Below are 17,244 nucleotides of genomic sequence, written 5' to 3'. Positions count from 1 at the left end.
GAGCGCCTCGGTGGCCGCGGCCGGCCACGGCGCCAGGCGCAGATCGCCGGCCGCGCCGAGCGCGTCGACGGCGAGCTTCGCCACGCCGGCATCGCTGGTGATCACGGTGGCTGCATTGCTGTTCGCGATGCGGCCGACGCCGAGCGTCTCGACCTCGTCGAGCAGGTCGTCGAGCGCCTCGACACGCACCATGCCGGCCCGCTGGAAGGCGGCCGTGTAGAGCGCGTCGCCCGGATCGGCGCGCCCGGTACGCAGCGCCAGCACCGGCTTGTTGCGCGCCGCCGCCCGCGCCGCCGACATGAACTTGCGCGCCGATTTCACGCTGTCGAGTTCGAGCAGGATCGCGCGCGTGCCGGGATCGCTGGCCAGGTAGTCGAGCACGTCGCCCGCGTCGACGTCGGCCTCGTCGCCGAGCGCCACCGCGTGCGAGAAGCCGAGGCCGCGCGCGTGCGCCCAGCCGAGCGCGGCATTGGTGAGCGCGTTCGATTGCGAGACCCAGGCCACGCCGCCGGCATTCACGCGATAGGCGGGCGCGCCGAAATGCGCGTTCAGGTGCGGCGTGATCACGCCGAGGCTGCCGGGACCGACCACGCGCAGCAGGTGCGGCCGGGCCGCCTCCAGCGCGCGCTCGACCGAGGCGCGCTCGGCGGCCGTGCGCGCCTCGCCGACCAGGATCGCGCCGCGCGCGCCCCGCGCGCCGAGCTGCTTGACGATGCCGGGCCAGGTGGCCGGCGGCGTACAGACGATCGCCAGCGAAGGCGCCTCGGGCAGTTGCGAGACGCGCGCGAACACGCGTTGCCCATTCAGTTCGTCGTACTTGGGATTGACCGGCCAGGCGGGGCCGGCGAAGCCGCCGTCGAGCACGCGGCCCCAGACGATCGCGCCGATGCTGCCGGCGCGGCGGGACGCGCCCACCACCGCGACGGACTTCGGTCGGAACAAGGCATCGAGATTGCGGACGGTCACGGCGTCTCCCCAAGGCATGCCGCGTATGACGCGACGGTGAGCCGTAGCATAGGGGAAGGCCGGGGGCCTGCCTATAGCTCGGGTGCCGGCCGGCGCGGCCCCTTGCGAGCTGGATCGAGGCCGCGCGGGCGGGCCGCCGCGCGCCTTGCCTGATGCCTTCCCGGGCCCGCGCCCGCAAAGGTGAGGTTTTTCGGGAGCGAAGGTGAGACGGTTCGGGAGCCAGGGTGAGGAGATCCGGGAGCGGCCGCCATTCGCATGCCGATCGGCCATCCCGGTGCCGCGAAACCGCGTTCGGCGCGACGACCGAATTGCCCCGGACTTGCCCGAGCCAAAACGCGAATTCGCTTCGGATTAAGGCCAAAGCCCTTATTTACCAGGGTATTTCACGGGGATTCAAGTTCAGGCGCCACTGGGAAACATAATTAGCAAAATGTTCCACACTCGCGCATTTTCCCCAAAACAAAACGGTGCGAACGACACGCAGTCGATTCGCACCGTTGCAGAAGGCGCCAAAGGTGAGACTTTCCGGGATCAGTCCTTGATCAGGAAACGGTTGCGATTCTTGCCCAGCCAGGCCGGGGCGCGGCCGCGGCCGCTCCAGGTCTCGCCCGTCTTCGGATTCAGGTATTTCGGCGGCAGCGGCTTTTTCGGTTTCGCGGCGGCGCCGACGCTGCGGAAACCGAGCTCTTCGGGCGTGATGTCGTATTCCGCGATTTTCGCCTTGATATCGGCAATCGCGTCGGTGATGGCCTTTTCGCGCTCCTTGTCGATTTTCTGCTGCAGCTTCTCGAGCTGGGCCGTCAGTTGCCTATAGGTCGCCATATCGAATCCGACTCCTGAATGGTTATTTGGACAGTATAGAAATCAATTCAAGCGGGGTTCATTTTTTTTCGCGCGCCGCGCTCGTCCCGCAAACGGCTCCGCTCAATTGGCGCGATTCGAGCGGCAGGCGAACAGCAGGCTGCGGGTGCCGTTGTTGACCGATTGCTGGATCGTGTCGAACTCGCCACCGCAAATGCCGCGCGCATTCTGGAAGCAGGTATCCCAGGGGCCGCCTTCCGGACATTGCACCTGGGTGGTGGCGCGCCCATCCGGCGTAAACAACGGCGCGCCGCCACCGCATCCGGCGAGGCTCGCGAACAGGGCAATCGTCAATGCCAGTCGGACGGCAGGCTTGCGCGACGAACGCGCTTTCGCCAGTCGATATGTCATGGAGGGTTCCGGTCTGTATGCTTTTGGGACGACGCGAGTATGCCATGCCGTCCCGCTCGAAAGTCAATTCGAGTCGCGATAAAAACCGGCTTCGCCTGCTATACGGGAAATAGCCGGGCCGGCTCGCGACATCACGAGGCGACGGCTATGCGCCGTCCACCCTTTCGGGATTGTTTCAGTCTCGATTCGACTCTGACCCACGCGTGCCGCCCGGGTTCAATCGACGCTTGCCGGCGCGCCGCCGGCGACGGCGCGAGTCGCACCGGCCTTCGGCTCGCCGTCCCTCGCATCGCCGCTCGGCCGGCGAGCCCCGCCGCCGCTGGCGGCAAGGCGGAAGCTCGCGCGCGTCGCGCCAACTCGCGCATTCGGCAGTTCAACGAAGTATTCATATCGATATGCCCGCCGACATTGCCGGGATGCTGCACTGCGATTGATTAATTTTCAATCGTAATTGTGTAGAAAATCTTATTCGTCTGACATACAGGTCCGTATCGGATTGTTATCGAAGCGTCAATAACACGCGGATATGACACATGCGGCGCAAGGAATGCCGGCAATGAAGAATATTCCGTAATCAGGATTGTCTCGCGCATCATTTCGCCATATCGATAGCCGCCGAGTCGATCTTCAGGCGTCGAGGCCGAGCGCGGCGATCTTCTTGTAGAGCGTCGCGCGGCCGATGCCGATCCGCGCGGCCGCCTCGGCGACGCGCCCGCCGCTGGCCGCCAGCGCCTCGCTCAAAAAGCGGCGCTCCCAGCCGGCGAAGGCCGTTGCATAGGAAACCGTTGCCGGCGCAACCATCGCGCTCGGCGCCCGATCGGCCAGGGCGGCATCCCCCGCATCCGGTTCGCCGGCGTCGAGCGCGAAGGCACGCGCCTCGCGCATCCCGCCCGGCTCCTCCGGCAAACCGCCGCTCGCCGGCCCAGCCGCCCCGGCCGGCAGGGCGATGCCGACGAAGGGCGCCAGCACGCGCGCGTCGATCACCGCGCTGTCCGACAACATCAGCGCCCGCTCCAGCGTGTTGCGCAACTCGCGCACGTTGCCGGGCCAGGCATGCGCGGCGAGCAGGCGCAGCGCGTCGGCGGTCAGCGTGCAGTGCGCGGCATGGCCGTGTTGCGCGGCCAGCTCCTCGAGCATGGTGTAGACCAGCGCCTCGATATCGGAGGCGCGCTCGCGCAGCGGCGGCAGGTTCAGCGTGAGGACGTTCAGCCGGTAATAGAGATCGGCGCGGAAGCGCCCGGCGGCGACCAGCGCCGGCAGGTCGGCCGAGGTCGCCGCGATGATGCGCACGTCGGCGCGCACGATGCGGTTCGAGCCGACCGGCTCGAACTCCTTGTCCTGCAGCACGCGCAACAGCTTGCCCTGCAACGGCAGCGGCATGTCGCCGATCTCGTCGAGCAGCAGCGAGCCGCCGTCGGCCAGCTCGAACTTGCCGACCCGCCCCTTGCGATCGGCGCCGGTGTAGGCCCCCGGCGCGGCGCCGAAGAACTCGGTTTCCAGCAGCGCGTCGGGGATCGCGGCCACGTTGACGGTGACCAGCGGCCGGGCCGCGCGCGCCGAGGCGGCATGGATCGCGTGCGCCAGCAGCTCCTTGCCGGTACCGGTTTCGCCGAGCAGCAGCACCGGCGCGTCGACCAGCGCCGCGCGCCGCGCCTGGCGCTTGGTTTCCAGGCTGGCCGCGCTGGTGCCGACGAAGCTCGCGAAGGTGTACTTGGGGCGGCGCGCCTGCGCCAGCGAGCGCTGCGCGGCCAGCAGGTCCTGTTGCACCTGCATGTAGCGCGCGAACAGCGGCGTCAGCGTCTTCAGTTCGTCGAACAGCGCGAAGCCGATCGCGCCGACCGTCTCGCCGGCCTCGTCGACCAGCGGCAGGCGCGTGACCACCAGCGGTTCGCGGCCGGTCTCCATGATGTCGAGCAGGATCGGCCGCCCGGTGGCGACCACCTCGCGCATCAGGCTGTGCGGGATCACCGCCTCGCAGTCGAGCCCGATCGCCGTCCTGGGATCGGCGAAACCGAAACGCGCGGCATAACGCGAATTGATCCAGACCACGCGCGCGTCGCGATCGACGATCAAGGTGCCGGCGCTCGAATGCTCGAAGGTGCGGAACAGCGATTCGGCCGCGCGCGTGAGCACGTCGCCGTAACCCGCCGGCAGGTTCGACCAGTCGTTCATCATGGTGTCGTCGTCTCCGATTTATCTTCGGATAATTAATCATCGTCTCCGAATCGGGACGGATTGTCTCACCAAAGAGATGGCCGCCAATAAAGGCCCAGCAGGCTTTTCCTCGGGTTTTGTCGGAATCGGGCGACAGGCCAACCGGCATTTCGTCTCGAAACCGGGACGGCTTGAGTAGAATCGATCGGCGGCGGCCGGCCAAGCCGGCACCAGCCCGCCGGCGCCCAGTCGGCAAGGGCGTTGGCACGGAAACTGCACCACTGCGGCGCCCCACGCACGGGCAACCGCATCGACAGAATCAGAATCAAACAATCAGGAGACTCACTTGTCCTTCATCATCGTCCTCGCCGCCCTGGCGTTCCTGATGTTCGCCGCCTATCGCGGCTACAGCGTGATCCTGTTCGCGCCCGTCGCCGCCCTCGGCGCCGTGCTGCTGACCGATCCCGCCGCCGTCGCGCCCGTCTTCTCCGGCATCTTCATGGACAAGATGGTCGGCTTCGTCAAACTCTATTTCCCGGTGTTCCTGCTCGGCGCCGTGTTCGGCAAGGTAATCGAGCTGTCGGGCTTCTCGGAGGCGATCGTCGCCGCCGCGATCCGCTACATCGGCCGCTCGCGCGCCAATGCGGTGATCGTCGCGGTCTGCGCGCTGCTCACCTATGGCGGCGTCTCGCTGTTCGTGGTGGTGTTCGCCGTCTACCCGTTCGCGGCCGAGCTGTATCGCCAGAGCAATATCCCGAAGCGGCTGATGCCCGGCGCGATCGCGCTCGGCGCCTTCTCGTTCACGATGGATTCGCTGCCGGGCACGCCGCAGATCCAGAACATCATCCCCACCACCTTCTTCAAGACCACCGCCTGGGCCGCGCCGGCGCTCGGCACGATCGGCTCGGTGTTCATCATCATCGTCGGCCTGAGCTACCTGGAATGGCGCCGCCGCTCGGCGATGGCCAAGGGCGAGGGTTACGGCACCTCGCTGGTCAACGAGCCGGAGCGCGTCGAGACCAGCTCGCTGCCCAACCCGGTGCTGGCGATCGCGCCGCTGGTGCTGGTGGGCGTGGCGAACTTCGCGCTCACCAAGTGGATTCCGCAATGGTATGGCGACGCCAGCTACACGGTGCCGCCCGAGGTGCTGCCCGGCCTGCACGCGCCGATCGCCACGCCGATCAAGTCGCTGGTGGCGATCTGGTCGGTCGAGGCCGCGCTGCTGCTCGGCATCCTGCTGGTGGTGATCACCGCCTTCAAGCGCGTCAGCGCGAAGTTCGCGAGCGGCACCAAGGTGGCGGTCGGCGGCGCCCTGCTGGCGGCCATGAACACCGCCTCCGAATACGGCTTCGGCGGCGTGATCGCGGCGCTGCCCGGCTTCCTGGTGGTGAGCGACGCGCTCAAGAGCATCCCGAATCCGCTGGTCAACGCGGCCGTCTCGGTCAGCTCGCTGGCGGGCATCACCGGCTCCGCCTCGGGCGGCATGAGCATCGCGCTGGCAGCCATGTCGGACCTGTTCATCAAGGGCGCGCAAGCCGCGCAGATCCCGATGGAAGTGCTGCATCGCGTGGTGGCGATGGCCAGCGGCGGCATGGATACGCTGCCGCACAACGGCGCGGTGATCACGCTGCTGGCGGTCACCGGCCTGACGCACCGCGAGTCGTATCGCGACATCTTCGCCGTCACGGTGATCAAGACGCTCGCGGTGTTCTTCGTGATCGGCGTCTACTACGCCACCGGGCTGGTCTGAGCACGGCGCCGGCGCAAGCTCGGCGGCGACCGTCGCCGGGCGCGCCCGGTGCATTCGTCGCAAGGATGAGGGCCGCGAGCGCGGCCCGATCCCGCGCGGACCGCGCCTCGGGCAGCGCCGGATCCGCATCGATTTTCCCTCGCGCCGGCTCGCGCGCCGCGCCTCGTCGAAAGCGGCCCGTGTGAAGCCGATATGTCATACCAGCCGGCGCTTTCACGCCGTTGCACGGCTTGAAATTCTGGTTGCGAATGGCCGGTTCGCGTTACACTGCGTTCAAGCAGTTCGCAGCACGACATCTTCCATTGACACGATACGAGGACCTGTTCGATGCGCACTACCGGTGCTTCCGGGGCGATGACCCTCCTGACCGAACTGGATTCGGCCGACGGCCGCGAGCTGCGCTCGCTGCGTCTCGAGGCCACCGAGGACGGTAAAAGCGTGCTGCTGATCGAGGTCGACGAGCGCAAGCCCGGCATCCATCGTGAAGTGCGCTACGAAATCACGCCGGCCGAACTGATCGCCGCGATCCGCTCGCACGGCGCCGAGCTGCCCGGCGAATCCCACGGCGCGGGCAACTTCGCGCGCAGCCCCTCCTGAATTCCCCCGGCTTTTCCCCCGCCCTTCCCCCGATTTCCCGCATCCAACGGTGAGCAAGCGCCGCGCGCCCTGCTCACCGCTTCACGGCAGTCAAGAATTCGACTCTCCATTGACTTGAAAATGGTCGATAATCGGCGCATCTAGTCAGCCCCATCCCTCGTCGCCGCGTCCCATTCGCCATGCTGCATGACCTCGTCGCCCAGTACGGACCGCTGATCGTGTTCGTCAATGTGCTGGCTGCCGCGCTCGGCCTGCCCGTGCCCGCGATGCCGACGCTCGTGCTGTTCGGCGCGATGGCGACCATGCATCCCGACATGATCGGCATCCAGCTGGTGCCGGTGCTGCTGCTGTCGGTGCTGGCAGCGGTGCTCGGCGATTCGGCCTGGTACCTGGCCGGGCGCCGCTTCGGCGGACGCACCCTGAAGACGATCTGCCGGCTGTCGCTGTCGCGCGACAGTTGCGTGAAGAAAACCGAGCAGTTCTTCGGTCGCTGGGGCGTGCGCGTGCTGGCGATCGCGCGTTTCGTGCCGGGCCTGTCGCTGGTCTCGGTGCCGATGGCGGGCGCGCTGGGCACCAACTACCGCACCTTCATCGGCTATGACGCGCTCGGCGCGCTGCTGTGGGCCGCCGTCGGCCTGCTGATCGGCCTGCTGTTCGCCGCCCAGATCGACTGGCTGTTCTCCAGCGCGAGCCAGTTCGGCCAGGTGGCCCTGGTGCTGATCGGCGCCCTGCTGGTGCTCTACATGAGCATGCGCTGGAACCGCCGCCGCGCGCTGCTGCGCCAGCTCGCCAGCGCGCGCATCGACGTCGACGAACTCGACCAGTTGCTGCATGCCGACCCGGCGCGCCTGCCGGTGATCATCGACGTGCGCACCGTCGAGCATCGCCGCCTCGATCCGTTCTCGATCCCCGGCGCGCTGTTCTTCGACGAGCGCCATGTGCGCGAGCTCTCGCAGCGTTATCCGCTGTCGCAGAAGTTCGTGATCTACTGCTCCTGCCCGAACGAAGTGTCGGCCGCGCTGATGGCCAAGCGCCTCACCGACTTCGGCTTCACCGACGCGCTGGCGCTGCGCGGCGGGCTCGACGCCTGGCGCGATACCGGCCGCCAGGTGGAGGGCGCCGCGCCCGTCGACCCCCCGCCCGTCACGCCGGCGCCGAAGGCGGCCTGAGCCGCGCCGCCTTCGCTTTCCCCGCTGTCCCTTCCCGTCCTCAGAACACCGTCACCGGCAGGTTCACGACCAGGCGATATTCCTGGTTGGTGCTGTCGGAATAGTGCGCCGAGCCGACGTGCCACATCGCGATGAAGGTGATCTTCGTGTCCTTGAAGCGGCCGCCCTGGATCGTATAGGACGGAATGAAACCGAACTCGTGATGGCGGCCCTGCACCGGCTGGCCGTCCTTCCAGTAGATGCCCGAATGCGAGGGATCGTTGGCGGCGCCCACCGAGCCATCGGCGCCCCAGCCCGTCAGCCCCCAGACCATCGCCTTGAAGCCGGGCAGGCCGCCGTCCTTGCCGTAGAACGTGTAGCGCAGCTGCAGCGATTTTTCGTGCGGCGCGTTGTAGTCCACGTCCATCGAGTTGGTCAGGAAGATGCCGTTGGTTTCGTTCAGGTAGTCGAAGAACTGGTCGCCGAGCACCTGCTGGAAGCCCAGCAGCAGTTCGTGCGGGCCATGCTGCGCGGCCAGCGACAGGCTGTAGGCGTTGTTGTTGATGTAGCCCTGGCGCGCATCGCCCGTGTCGTGCGTCGAGTAGACGTTGCCGAAGCCGGTCCACTTCACGCTGCTCGGCGAGCCGAAGCTCTGCCGCACCGACGCGTAATACTGGTTCCAGACGTTCTCGGCCTGGTTCGCGTAGAGCGCGACGCTGCCGGTCGGCAGGTAGTCCCAGGTGCCGCCCACGTAGCTGAGGCGATCGATGCGGGTGCCGCCGTATTGCGAGGTCAGGTTGATCAGGGTCGAGCGACCGCGCGCGTCGGTCTTGGTGAAGCTGCCGCCCTCCAGCATCACGTTCTTGAATTCGTTGCTGACGATGGTGGCGCCGAGGAAGGTCGGCGGCAGCGCGCGATTGTCGTGCGGCTCCATGAACGGGTTGTCGACGATCTGCAGACCATATTTCACCACCGTGTTCGAGATCCGCGCCTTCACGTCGTAGATGCCGGGATAGGCCCAGGCGAGCTGGTTCGAACCGCCGCCGCCCTTGGCGACGTGCACCATGTTGCCGGCGCCCGCGCCGCCGTCGAGCTTGAGCGCGGCATACACCGAGGCGTCCACGCCGAAGCCGATCGGCCCCTGCGTGTAGCCCGACTCGTAGTTGGCCATCAGCGCCTGGATCCAGGCGTGACGATGCGGACCTTCCTTGGCGTCGAGCACGTCCGAGTAATTGCGGAACATCAGCTCGAGGTGGCTGTCCTTGATGAAGCCCTGCGACTTGGCCTGCGCCGAGAGATCGACGTTCGGCGTCGGCGAGGGCGCCTGGTTCGCCTCGGCATTGATCACCGCATTGGGCGTGGTGGCCGGCTGCGCGGCATCGCGGGAAATCCCGGCCGGCACCTCGGGCGGCTCGTCCGCGAAGGCGGGCGCCGCGGAGATGCCGGCGATACCGGCGAGCACGGGCAGGGCAAGGGCGAAACGGCGGGTGGACGACGTGCGCGACGTCGTCGAGGTGGTCTGATTCATCGACTCGTTCTCTCTCAGATATGTCTGGCGTGCGCCGCCGCGCACCCGCGCCACCGCATCGCGCGATAGCACGTGGGAACCACGTGGAGAACGCGCGCGCGAACGACGTCCGCGCGGCCTCGGAAGAAACGCGGCGGACGTGATGAAACGGAACGGGGAAGAAGACGGCGCAGCGAACCGGGTTGCTGCGTTCTATTCGTTACGGCTAGGAAAACGGAATCGATCCGTCGTCGAATTTGCCGTGCATGTTAGTGATCCTGATTTGTCTCCAAATGGGTAAGCCGTGCGGAGCGACGACGGATTACCCGGCCTGCGTAAAACTAGAACAATCGAGGTGTGCCCACCCAGACCACCACCGATTCGTGCTTCGCGGTGTTGACCCAGCTATGCGGCACGGTCGACAGGTAATGCGCGCTGTCGCCGGCCTGCACGACGAAGGTCTTGCCTTCCAGCGTCAGCGATACTTCGCCCTCGATCACGTACAGGAATTCCTCTCCCGCGTGAGTCGTGACTTCCGAGCGTTTCTGCCCCGGCGGCATGCGCACGAGAATCGCCTCGAGCTGCCGGCCGGCCGAGACATTGGTCAGCCGTGCGAACAGATTCGCCGAATCGGCGAAACTGAAGAATCGCAATTGATCGCCGCGGCACACCGAGCGTTCCTCGCTCGGGGTCTCGACGAAGTACTGCACGTTCACGCCCAGCGCCTGCGCGATGCCTGCCAGCGAAGTGATCGACGGCGAAGCGAGACCGCGCTCGACCTGCGACAAAAACGGTTTGGAAATACCCGCGGCTCCGGCGGTTTCGTCGAGCGTGCGTTTCAAGCGCTGCCTGAGCGCCCGAATCTTTCCGCCCAGTTCGACGGCCGCATTCTGGGCCTGCGTGTTTTCAGTGGAAGCAACCATAACAGGCCGAAATCTTATCGTCAAAAAAAGTTTGATGGAAAGTAACGAAGTTTGATTGATATAGCTTAATCTTCGTCTTCGTGACCGGTATCAACGACACGGCCTGCGCCCTGGCGCACCCCGCGCAACGCTGCTGCGACGCGTAATCTTGCCAGACTCGACACGGGAATTTGTGCCCGATTCGTGGCTTATCCCGCCTCGAAGCCCTGCCGACGTCGGTTTCACGTCGTTGAAAACGGATCATCAATCCCGCGGCTGCGGGAATACCCGAAGTGACGGATGGCGAGCGGCTCGTGAAAAATCGCGGCCGCTCGGCAAAGCGCGACGACCTCGTGCTTACACCGTTGTAATGGTCCTCGCGCGCAGTCCACCGATTGCCCGCCACCTTGTTCATGCGTCCCTATCCGGTCGCCCTGGTAGTCGTATTCGAAATGAAAGCTGTCATTGCCCTTACGCGCTCGAATCGCGCATGCGCCGCCGCCTGCCTCGCGCGGCCGCCACGCAGGTGCCGCCGCCATCACGCGAGCACCGCGCCGCCCACCTGACCGATCCCCTCATGCCGACCGGCCGCCTTCCGGCGCCGCGTCATTCCGAGCTTGCCGCCGGCCTCGCGCGCGATGCGGCACAAAAAACGATATTCGAGGATAACGATGTCAGTCTCAACACCCGTATCAAAAACCCGCTCATTCGCAACAGTCTTTCTGATCGAAATGTGGGAGCGCTTCGGCTATTACGGCATGGTCGCGCTGATGGTGCTGTTCATGGTCGAGAAGCTCGGCTTCGACGACAGCAGCGCCAACCTGATCTGGGGCGCGTTCGTCGCGCTGATCTACGCCTCGCCCTCGATCGGCGGCTGGATCGGCGACCACGTGCTCGGCTCGCGCCGCTCGATGGTGATCGGCGCGGTGGTGCTCGGCGTGGGCTACCTGATGCTCGCGATGCCCACCGACAATCTTCAGTTCCTCTACGCATCGCTGGGCGTGATGGTGGTCGGCAACGGCCTGTTCAAGGCCAATGCCGCGAACTTGGTGCGCCGCATCTACGAAGGCGACGACGCGCGCCTCGACAGCGCGTTCACCATCTACTACATGGCCGTCAACATCGGCTCGACGGTGTCGATGCTGGTCACGCCGTGGATCAAGGATCGCTGGGGCTGGCACCCGGCCTTCGCGGTCTGCTGCGCGGGCATGGCGGTCGGCGTGATCAACTACCTGCTGATGCATCGCACGCTGGCGCGCGTCGGCTCCAAGCCCGACGACCAGCCGGTGCGCTGGGGCCGCGCGGGCGCGGTCGCGCTGGGCGGCATCGCGCTGGCGCTGGTCACCACCTTCCTGCTCGGCCACAAGGCGCTGGCGGTGGCCGCGGTGTGGACCGCCGCGGTGGTGGTGCTGGGCATCTTCCTGTACATGATCGTCAAGGTGAACCGCTCGGAGCGCTCGGGCCTGATCGCGGCGCTGGTGCTGATCGCCCAGGTCATCCTGTTCTTCATCTTCTACCAGCAGATGTCGACCTCGCTGACCTTGTTCGCATTCCGTAACGTCGATCCGCGCTTCACGCTGTTCGGCACCACGCTGTTCAGCTGGAGCGCCGGCCAGTTCCAGGCGCTCAACCCGATCTGGATCATGCTGCTGAGCCCGGTGCTGGTGTGGATCTACAACTCGCTGGCCAATCGCGGCGTCAACGTGCCGGTGGCGGTCAAGTACATGCTCGGCTTCGCGGTGGTGGCGGCGGGCTTCTTCGTGTTCGCCGCGAGCGGCAGCTTCGCGGTGGACGGCCGCGTGTCCTCGTGGTTCATGGTGGGCGGCTACGGCCTCTACTCGCTCGGCGAGCTGCTGGTCAGCGGCCTGGGCCTGGCGATGATCGCGCGCTACGTGCCGGCCCGCATGGGCGGCTTCATGATGGGCGCCTACTTCGTGGCCACCGGCATCTCGCAGTACCTCGGCAGCGTGGTGGCGAACCTCGCCAAGATGCCCTCGCACGACCTGCCCGCCACGGCCTCGCTGCCGCTCTACGTGAACCTGTTCACGACGCTGGGCTGGGTGGCGGTGGGCGGCACCCTGGTGTCCTGCCTGCTGCTGCCGCTGATGGCGAAACTCTCGCGCGCGCATCACAACGCCTCGACCGAGCGCAAGCGCGGCAACGACGCGCTGCAGGCGAGCGGCGCCGCGGCTCAGTAATATCCCTCGGCGCGCGGCTTGCGCGCCACAGTCGGCCGGCAGGCCGGCCGCGTGCGTCCTACACTGGAAGCAGCCCGCTGATGGGCCTTGCTGGAGAGTGAGATGAACAAGAGGACCACGCGGATCGTGCGCCTGCTCGCCAACATCCGCCGCGCGCAGCATTGCACCGCGCTACGCGCGGCGCGCGCGGCGGCCGAGGTGGACGCCGAACTCGCGCGCGCCGCCGATCCGGAGCCCGAGGACGAGGCTTCCCGCGACGACGATTCCCCCGACACGCCCTCCCGTATCCGCTCACCTTCGTAGCGATACGGCGAGCGCATCACGCCGGCGGCACATCAACTGCCGGCGCCACGGCGGGCCATGCCTGCCGCGTGCCACATGTCGCGCGGCGCCGTTCAGGCCGGCACGCGCCGCAGCCGCTGCCACCATCCTCCCGAACTCGCCAGCGTCAGCAGGCAGCCGAGCGCGATCGCGTCGGCCGCGAAGCCGATGCCGATCGGCGAGAAGTGCGGGCTCAGCGCGGCGCGATGCAGCAGCGAATCGAGCGTCAGCGAGATCGCCGTGCCCACCACGTAGCAGACCAGCCCGCGCTGCCCGACCGCCACCACCGGCTGCACCACGCGCGCGAGCTTGCCGACCCAGCCCAGGCGCATCAGGTCGGCCATCAGCCAGGCGATCGCCAGGAAGCTGACCACCCGCGACCAGGCGAGGTCGCGCTTGAGCAGGCCCTCGGGCAGCGGCAGCCCGGAGAACAGCTTGTAGTAGGCGCACACGGCCACTACGCCGAGCGCGATGCCGGTCAGCACCGCGCCGCCCGGCCGCGCGGCCAGGCTGCGATAGACCGGCTGGCAGCGCACCAGCGCGCCGAGCACGAACATCAGCTGCCAGGCGAAGGGATTGAAGCTCCACTTGAACGAGGGCGTGTCGAGCAGCTCGGCGCCGAGCCAGCGCGAGGCCAGCCAGGACGCGAGGCTGCCGGCGAACAGCCAGGCCGGCCAGCGCCGCGCGAGCGGCACGATGGCCGGCGTGGCCAGCGCGAACAGCACGTACATCGGCAGCACCGAGGCCAGGTAGGGCTGGCGCTGGAAGGTCAGCACCTCGACCAGGCCGGTGAGCGGCGTGGCCAGCATCACGCTGACGTCGTCGAGCGCGAGGTTCGGCGACTCGATGCCGAAGTGGTCGAGCACCGCCGAGACCACCAGCATCAGCGTGGTGGTGGCGAGGAAGGCTCGATAGATCTGCACCGCGCGCCGCAGGAAACGACGCCGCGCCACGTCGGTGCCGTGCCGCTCCGACATCGCCACGAAGGCGCTGGCCGCCGCGAAACCGCCGAGGAACACGAACACCTCGGCCGCGTCGCAGAGCGCGTAGGAATGCAGCGTGATCTTCGAGATCATGCTGCCGCCGATGTGGTCGACCACGATCATCAGCAGCACGATGCCGCGGAAGAAATCGATTTCGATCAGGCGGCCGGAACGCGCGGGCGGCACCGGCGGGCGCGCATCGCTCAGCGCCATGATCGCGTACCGGGTCGGATCGGCGCGCGCGAGACGGCCGACGGCCCAGCGGCAAGGGAAACGAAAGACAGCAGGGACAGCGGGGACGGCGCGAGCGAATACGCGGCGATACACGTATGCCTGTATCGCGTGCGCAGGCGCGCCGGGGCGAAGACTGGACCGTTCATCGGAAGACCGCATACGAGAGTTCGACGGTCCAGAAAGTCTAATCGCCGCCTAGGGCATACCCTAAGTAACAAAGTGCAACGAATTCTTCCGATTGATGACTGTCGGCCTTGCCAGACAAGCGTCAGCGATCCGTCATCGTTTCCGTCGCGAAGTTGCGTTGGATAACGAATCAATCGACACGGCGCGCACGGAAATCGCTACGCGAATCGCAACGATGGCACCGCGTCAGTGGGCCCGCACGCGGCGCATCACCAGGTAGCTGTGCCAGGCCGTGAGCGCCACCGCCACCCAGATCGGCCCGTAGGTGCCGAGCTGTTGCGCGCTCAGCGATTCGCCGAGCAGCAGCACGGCCACCGCCACGATCAGCACCGGCTCGACGTAGCCGAGGATGCCGAACAGCGCCATCGGCAGCATCCGGCTCGCCTTCAGGTAGCAGCCCAGCGCGAGCGTCGAGAGCACGCCGAGGCCGGGCAGCAGCACGGCGGCCAGCAGCGTGTGGCCGGCCAGCGGCGTACCGACCGTGGCCAGCGTGAGCAGCGCCACCGGCAGCAGCGCGATCATCTCGACCGCGAACAGCGTGAGCGGTTCGATGTCGATGCGCCGGCGCAGCATGAAATAGGGCGGATAGCCGAGCGCGACCAGCAGCGTCGGCCAGGCGAAGGCGCGCGTGGCCCACACTTCGTGCAGCACGCCCAGCGCCGCGAAGGCGATCGCGCACCATTGCAGGAGGCTCAGCGATTCGCGATAGACGAAGCGGCCGACCAGCACCATGGTCAGCGGCAGGAGGAAGTAGCCGAGCGAGACCTCGAGCATGCGCCCGTGCAGCGGCGCCCACAGGAACAGCCACAGCTGCACGCCGAGCATCGCGGTGCCGGCCAGCACCATCAGCGCGATGCGGCGCTCGCCGAACAGGCGCCGCACGAAGCCGAGCAGCTCGCCGAAACGGCCGCGCATGGCCACCAGCGCGAGCGCGCCGGGCAAGGTCCAGACGATGCGCCAGGCGAAGATGTCGAGGCCGGTAAGCGGCGCCAGCAGCTTGGCGTACACCGACATCAAGGCGAACAAGGCGGAAGCCGCCACCGACAACGTGAGGCCGCGCCGGGCTTCCGGGAAATCCTGAATCATGGGTCCTGCCGAATCGAAGACAGCGCAGTCAGTTCTGCTGGAAACGCTCGAAACGCTTGTCGGTCCGCCGCTCCTCGAACTCGACCTCGCTCACGCGCGCCGCCGGCGGCCCGTGCCGCAGCCAGGCCAGCATCCGGTCGATCTGCGCGGCGGGGCCCTGGATCATCGCCTCCACCGAGCCGTCCTCGAGATTGGCGACCCAGCCGCGCAGCTTCAGCGCGTGGGCCTCGCGCACGGTCGCATGGCGAAAGCCGACGCCCTGCACGACGCCACGCACCCGCACGTAGATCGTTTCGACCCGTTCGTCGAGATCCTTGCCGCTCATGTCACTCCCCATCCAATTGCATCGAAGCCCCGCATTGTAGTCGTCCCGCATGGCATCCGCCGCGGGCCGGCGCGGCCGCGCAGCACGTACAATCGCGCATCACACGCACAACCGCCGCGCGCCGCCTGCCGGCCGCGCGGCCCAGAGGACTGGCATGACAGACACACAACGCGATCTCGTACTCGTCACCGGCGCGTCCGGCTTCGTCGGCTCCGCCGTCGCGCGCATCGCGCAGGCCAAGGGTTATGCCGTGCGCGTGCTGGTGCGCGCCTCGAGCCCGCGCACCAACCTCGCCGAACTCGACGCCGAGATCGTCACCGGCGACATGCGCGACGAGGCCTCGATGCGCGCCGCGCTGCGCGGGGTGCGTTACCTGCTGCACGTGGCCGCCGACTACCGGCTGTGGGCACCCGATCCGCTCGAGATCGAGCGCGCCAACCTGGAGGGCGCGGTGGCCACCATGCGCGCCGCGCTGGCCGAGGGCGTCGAGCGCATCGTGTACACCAGCAGCGTCGCCACGCTCAAGGTGACCGGCTCGGGCGCCTCGACCGACGAAACCTCCCCGCTCACCGCCGAGCAGGCGATCGGCGTCTACAAGCGCAGCAAGGTGCTGGCCGAGCGCGCGGTGGAGCGGATGATCGCCGAGGAGGGGCTGCCGGCCGTGATCGTCAATCCGTCCACGCCGATCGGCCCGCGCGACGTCAAGCCGACGCCGACCGGGCGCATCATCGTCGAGGCCGCCACCGGCAAGATCCCCGCCTTCGTCGATACCGGCCTGAACCTGGTCCATGTCGACGACGTCGCCCAGGGCCATTTCCTCGCGCTGGAGAAAGGCCGCGTCGGCGAGCGCTACATCCTCGGCGGCGAGAACCTGCCGCTGCAGCAGATGCTGGCCGACATCGCGGGCATGACCAACCGCAAGCCGCCCACCATCGCGCTGCCGCGCGGGCCGCTCTACCCGATCGCCTACGCGGCCGAGGCCATCGCCAAGTTCACCAGGCGCGAACCCTTCGTGACGGTGGACGGTCTGAAGATGTCGAAGAACAAGATGTACTTCACGTCGGCGAAGGCCGAACGCGAACTCGGTTACCGCGCTCGCCCGTATCGCGACGGGCTGCGCGATGCGCTCGACTGGTTCCGCGAGGCAGGCTACCTGAAGCGCTGACACGCGCCGAAGCGGCGTGCCGCGCGGCCCCGCGCGCACTTTGTTACACGTGCGGCTCGAAACGCGCACGATGCAACGGGTAAAATCGCGGGTCCTACGTAGAGAAGGCACGCATGAACCTGAACGACCAGATCGACGCGCTCGGTGCGGGCATCGATCAGCTCATCCAGACCGCGCGGACGACGGCAGACGCCGCCCGGACCGCCGGCGAGGAAGCGAGCGCCGCACGCGCCGCCGCAGACCAGATTTCCGCAGAACGCACGGCCATCGACGCCGCCGCGGCCCAGGCCGCCGCCGATCGCGCGGCCACCGAAGCCCTCCATGAACAGATGCGCGCGGTGCAGGCTGCCGCCGAATCGGCCGCCGCGCAGGCGGTGATCGACAAGACCGCCGCCGAGGCGCTGGCCGCCGAACTGGCTCGCGATCGCGAGGCGGCCGAGCTGGCTGGCCGGCAGGCCGCCGAGGCGCGCGAAGCGGCCGACGCGGCCGTCAAGCAGACCGCGAGCGAAC

General features: G+C 67.5%; 15 protein-coding genes and 1 pseudogene. 7 read left to right on the top strand and 9 right to left on the bottom strand.

Going from position 1 to position 17,244, the window contains the following annotated elements; genetic code table 11:
• The 4 genes from F3J18_RS28520 to F3J18_RS28505 form a co-directional block, all read right to left on the bottom strand.
• Window positions 1–966: CoA-binding protein (locus F3J18_RS28520; protein ID WP_345892533.1), on the bottom strand; the 966-nt coding region annotated here is incomplete at its 3' end.
• Between the two features lie 531 nt (window positions 967–1,497).
• A complete protein-coding gene (locus F3J18_RS28515; protein ID WP_013691630.1) occupies window positions 1,498–1,788 on the bottom strand; it encodes an H-NS histone family protein in 291 nt (96 codons plus the stop codon).
• 102 nt (window positions 1,789–1,890) lie between these two features.
• Window positions 1,891–2,178 carry a hypothetical protein gene (locus F3J18_RS38315; RefSeq protein ID WP_043279025.1) on the bottom strand — a complete coding sequence of 96 codons (288 nt, stop codon included), beginning with the start codon at window positions 2,176–2,178 and terminating at the stop codon, window positions 1,891–1,893.
• 627 nt (window positions 2,179–2,805) lie between these two features.
• A complete protein-coding gene (locus tag F3J18_RS28505; RefSeq protein ID WP_166915498.1) occupies window positions 2,806–4,353 on the bottom strand; it encodes a sigma 54-interacting transcriptional regulator in 1,548 nt (515 codons plus the stop codon).
• Window positions 4,354–4,678: 325 nt separating this feature from the next.
• Between F3J18_RS28505 and F3J18_RS28500 the strand changes: the two genes are divergently transcribed.
• From F3J18_RS28500 to F3J18_RS28490, 3 genes are all read left to right on the top strand, one after another.
• Window positions 4,679–6,082: a GntP family permease gene (locus F3J18_RS28500; RefSeq protein WP_025098460.1), complete on the top strand. Its 1,404-nt coding sequence runs from the start codon at window positions 4,679–4,681 to the stop codon at window positions 6,080–6,082.
• A 327-nt stretch (window positions 6,083–6,409) separates the two neighbouring features.
• Window positions 6,410–6,679 carry a hypothetical protein gene (locus tag F3J18_RS28495; RefSeq protein WP_025098459.1) on the top strand — a complete coding sequence of 90 codons (270 nt, stop codon included), beginning with the start codon at window positions 6,410–6,412 and terminating at the stop codon, window positions 6,677–6,679.
• Between the two features lie 179 nt (window positions 6,680–6,858).
• Window positions 6,859–7,848, top strand: coding sequence for a DedA family protein/thiosulfate sulfurtransferase GlpE (locus tag F3J18_RS28490; RefSeq protein ID WP_166915496.1), 990 nt, complete (start codon window positions 6,859–6,861; stop codon window positions 7,846–7,848).
• Between the two features lie 40 nt (window positions 7,849–7,888).
• Here F3J18_RS28490 and F3J18_RS28485 read toward each other — a convergent pair whose 3' ends face one another.
• On the bottom strand, window positions 7,889–9,355 hold the full coding sequence (locus F3J18_RS28485) for an OprD family outer membrane porin (protein WP_025098457.1): 1,467 nt from the start codon (window positions 9,353–9,355) through the stop codon (window positions 7,889–7,891).
• Between the two features lie 320 nt (window positions 9,356–9,675).
• Window positions 9,676–10,257, bottom strand: a complete 582-nt coding sequence (locus F3J18_RS28480; RefSeq protein WP_025098456.1) for a cupin domain-containing protein — start codon at window positions 10,255–10,257, stop codon at window positions 9,676–9,678.
• A 650-nt stretch (window positions 10,258–10,907) separates the two neighbouring features.
• Here F3J18_RS28480 and F3J18_RS28475 point away from each other — a divergent pair.
• Complete coding sequence (locus F3J18_RS28475) at window positions 10,908–12,434, top strand: oligopeptide:H+ symporter (RefSeq protein WP_025098455.1); 1,527 nt, start codon at window positions 10,908–10,910, stop codon at window positions 12,432–12,434.
• A 102-nt stretch (window positions 12,435–12,536) separates the two neighbouring features.
• Window positions 12,537–12,737: a hypothetical protein gene (locus tag F3J18_RS28470; RefSeq protein ID WP_166915495.1), complete on the top strand. Its 201-nt coding sequence runs from the start codon at window positions 12,537–12,539 to the stop codon at window positions 12,735–12,737.
• A 92-nt stretch (window positions 12,738–12,829) separates the two neighbouring features.
• On the opposite strand, the gene F3J18_RS28465 is transcribed toward F3J18_RS28470, so the two are convergent.
• The 3 genes from F3J18_RS28465 to F3J18_RS28455 all read right to left on the bottom strand — a co-directional run bounded on the left by F3J18_RS28465 (window position 12,830) and on the right by F3J18_RS28455 (window position 15,569).
• Window positions 12,830–13,951 carry an OpgC domain-containing protein gene (locus F3J18_RS28465; RefSeq protein ID WP_025098454.1) on the bottom strand — a complete coding sequence of 374 codons (1,122 nt, stop codon included), beginning with the start codon at window positions 13,949–13,951 and terminating at the stop codon, window positions 12,830–12,832.
• 393 nt (window positions 13,952–14,344) lie between these two features.
• Window positions 14,345–15,244, bottom strand: coding sequence for an EamA family transporter RarD (gene rarD, locus F3J18_RS28460; RefSeq protein WP_025098453.1), 900 nt, complete (start codon window positions 15,242–15,244; stop codon window positions 14,345–14,347).
• 28 nt (window positions 15,245–15,272) lie between these two features.
• A complete protein-coding gene (locus F3J18_RS28455; RefSeq protein WP_013691643.1) occupies window positions 15,273–15,569 on the bottom strand; it encodes an acylphosphatase in 297 nt (98 codons plus the stop codon).
• Between the two features lie 154 nt (window positions 15,570–15,723).
• On the opposite strand from F3J18_RS28455, the gene hpnA reads away from it, so the two are divergent.
• The gene (gene hpnA, locus F3J18_RS28450; protein WP_025098452.1) at window positions 15,724–16,734 is read left to right on the top strand and encodes a hopanoid-associated sugar epimerase; all 1,011 of its coding nucleotides are present in this window, start codon (window positions 15,724–15,726) and stop codon (window positions 16,732–16,734) included.
• A gap of 113 nt (window positions 16,735–16,847) precedes the next feature.
• A pseudogene (locus F3J18_RS28445) lies at window positions 16,848–17,244 on the top strand (hypothetical protein); the annotation flags it as partial.

The sequence above is a fragment of the Burkholderia sp. Ax-1720 genome (genome assembly GCF_011753035.1).
In the GTDB taxonomy this organism is placed as follows: domain Bacteria; phylum Pseudomonadota; class Gammaproteobacteria; order Burkholderiales; family Burkholderiaceae; genus Burkholderia; species Burkholderia gladioli.
Note: the sequence above shows the minus strand (reverse complement) of the source record. Positions and strands in the feature narration are given on the sequence as shown.

Excerpts from the sequence above, each read along its gene's own strand:
- F3J18_RS28495 (WP_025098459.1), top strand. The coding sequence starts at position 6,410 with ATGCGCACTACCGGTGCTTCCGGGGCGATGACCCTCCTGACCGAACTG.
- F3J18_RS28465 (WP_025098454.1), bottom strand. The coding sequence starts at position 13,951 with ATGGCGCTGAGCGATGCGCGCCCGCCGGTGCCGCCCGCGCGTTCCGGC.
- F3J18_RS28475 (WP_025098455.1), top strand. The coding sequence starts at position 10,908 with ATGTCAGTCTCAACACCCGTATCAAAAACCCGCTCATTCGCAACAGTC.
- F3J18_RS28505 (WP_166915498.1), bottom strand. The coding sequence starts at position 4,353 with ATGATGAACGACTGGTCGAACCTGCCGGCGGGTTACGGCGACGTGCTC.
- F3J18_RS28455 (WP_013691643.1), bottom strand. The coding sequence starts at position 15,569 with ATGAGCGGCAAGGATCTCGACGAACGGGTCGAAACGATCTACGTGCGG.
- F3J18_RS28470 (WP_166915495.1), top strand. The coding sequence starts at position 12,537 with ATGAACAAGAGGACCACGCGGATCGTGCGCCTGCTCGCCAACATCCGC.
- F3J18_RS38315 (WP_043279025.1), bottom strand. The coding sequence starts at position 2,178 with ATGACATATCGACTGGCGAAAGCGCGTTCGTCGCGCAAGCCTGCCGTC.
- F3J18_RS28490 (WP_166915496.1), top strand. The coding sequence starts at position 6,859 with ATGCTGCATGACCTCGTCGCCCAGTACGGACCGCTGATCGTGTTCGTC.
- F3J18_RS28515 (WP_013691630.1), bottom strand. The coding sequence starts at position 1,788 with ATGGCGACCTATAGGCAACTGACGGCCCAGCTCGAGAAGCTGCAGCAG.
- rarD (WP_025098453.1), bottom strand. The coding sequence starts at position 15,244 with ATGATTCAGGATTTCCCGGAAGCCCGGCGCGGCCTCACGTTGTCGGTG.
- F3J18_RS28480 (WP_025098456.1), bottom strand. The coding sequence starts at position 10,257 with ATGGTTGCTTCCACTGAAAACACGCAGGCCCAGAATGCGGCCGTCGAA.
- hpnA (WP_025098452.1), top strand. The coding sequence starts at position 15,724 with ATGACAGACACACAACGCGATCTCGTACTCGTCACCGGCGCGTCCGGC.
- F3J18_RS28485 (WP_025098457.1), bottom strand. The coding sequence starts at position 9,355 with ATGAATCAGACCACCTCGACGACGTCGCGCACGTCGTCCACCCGCCGT.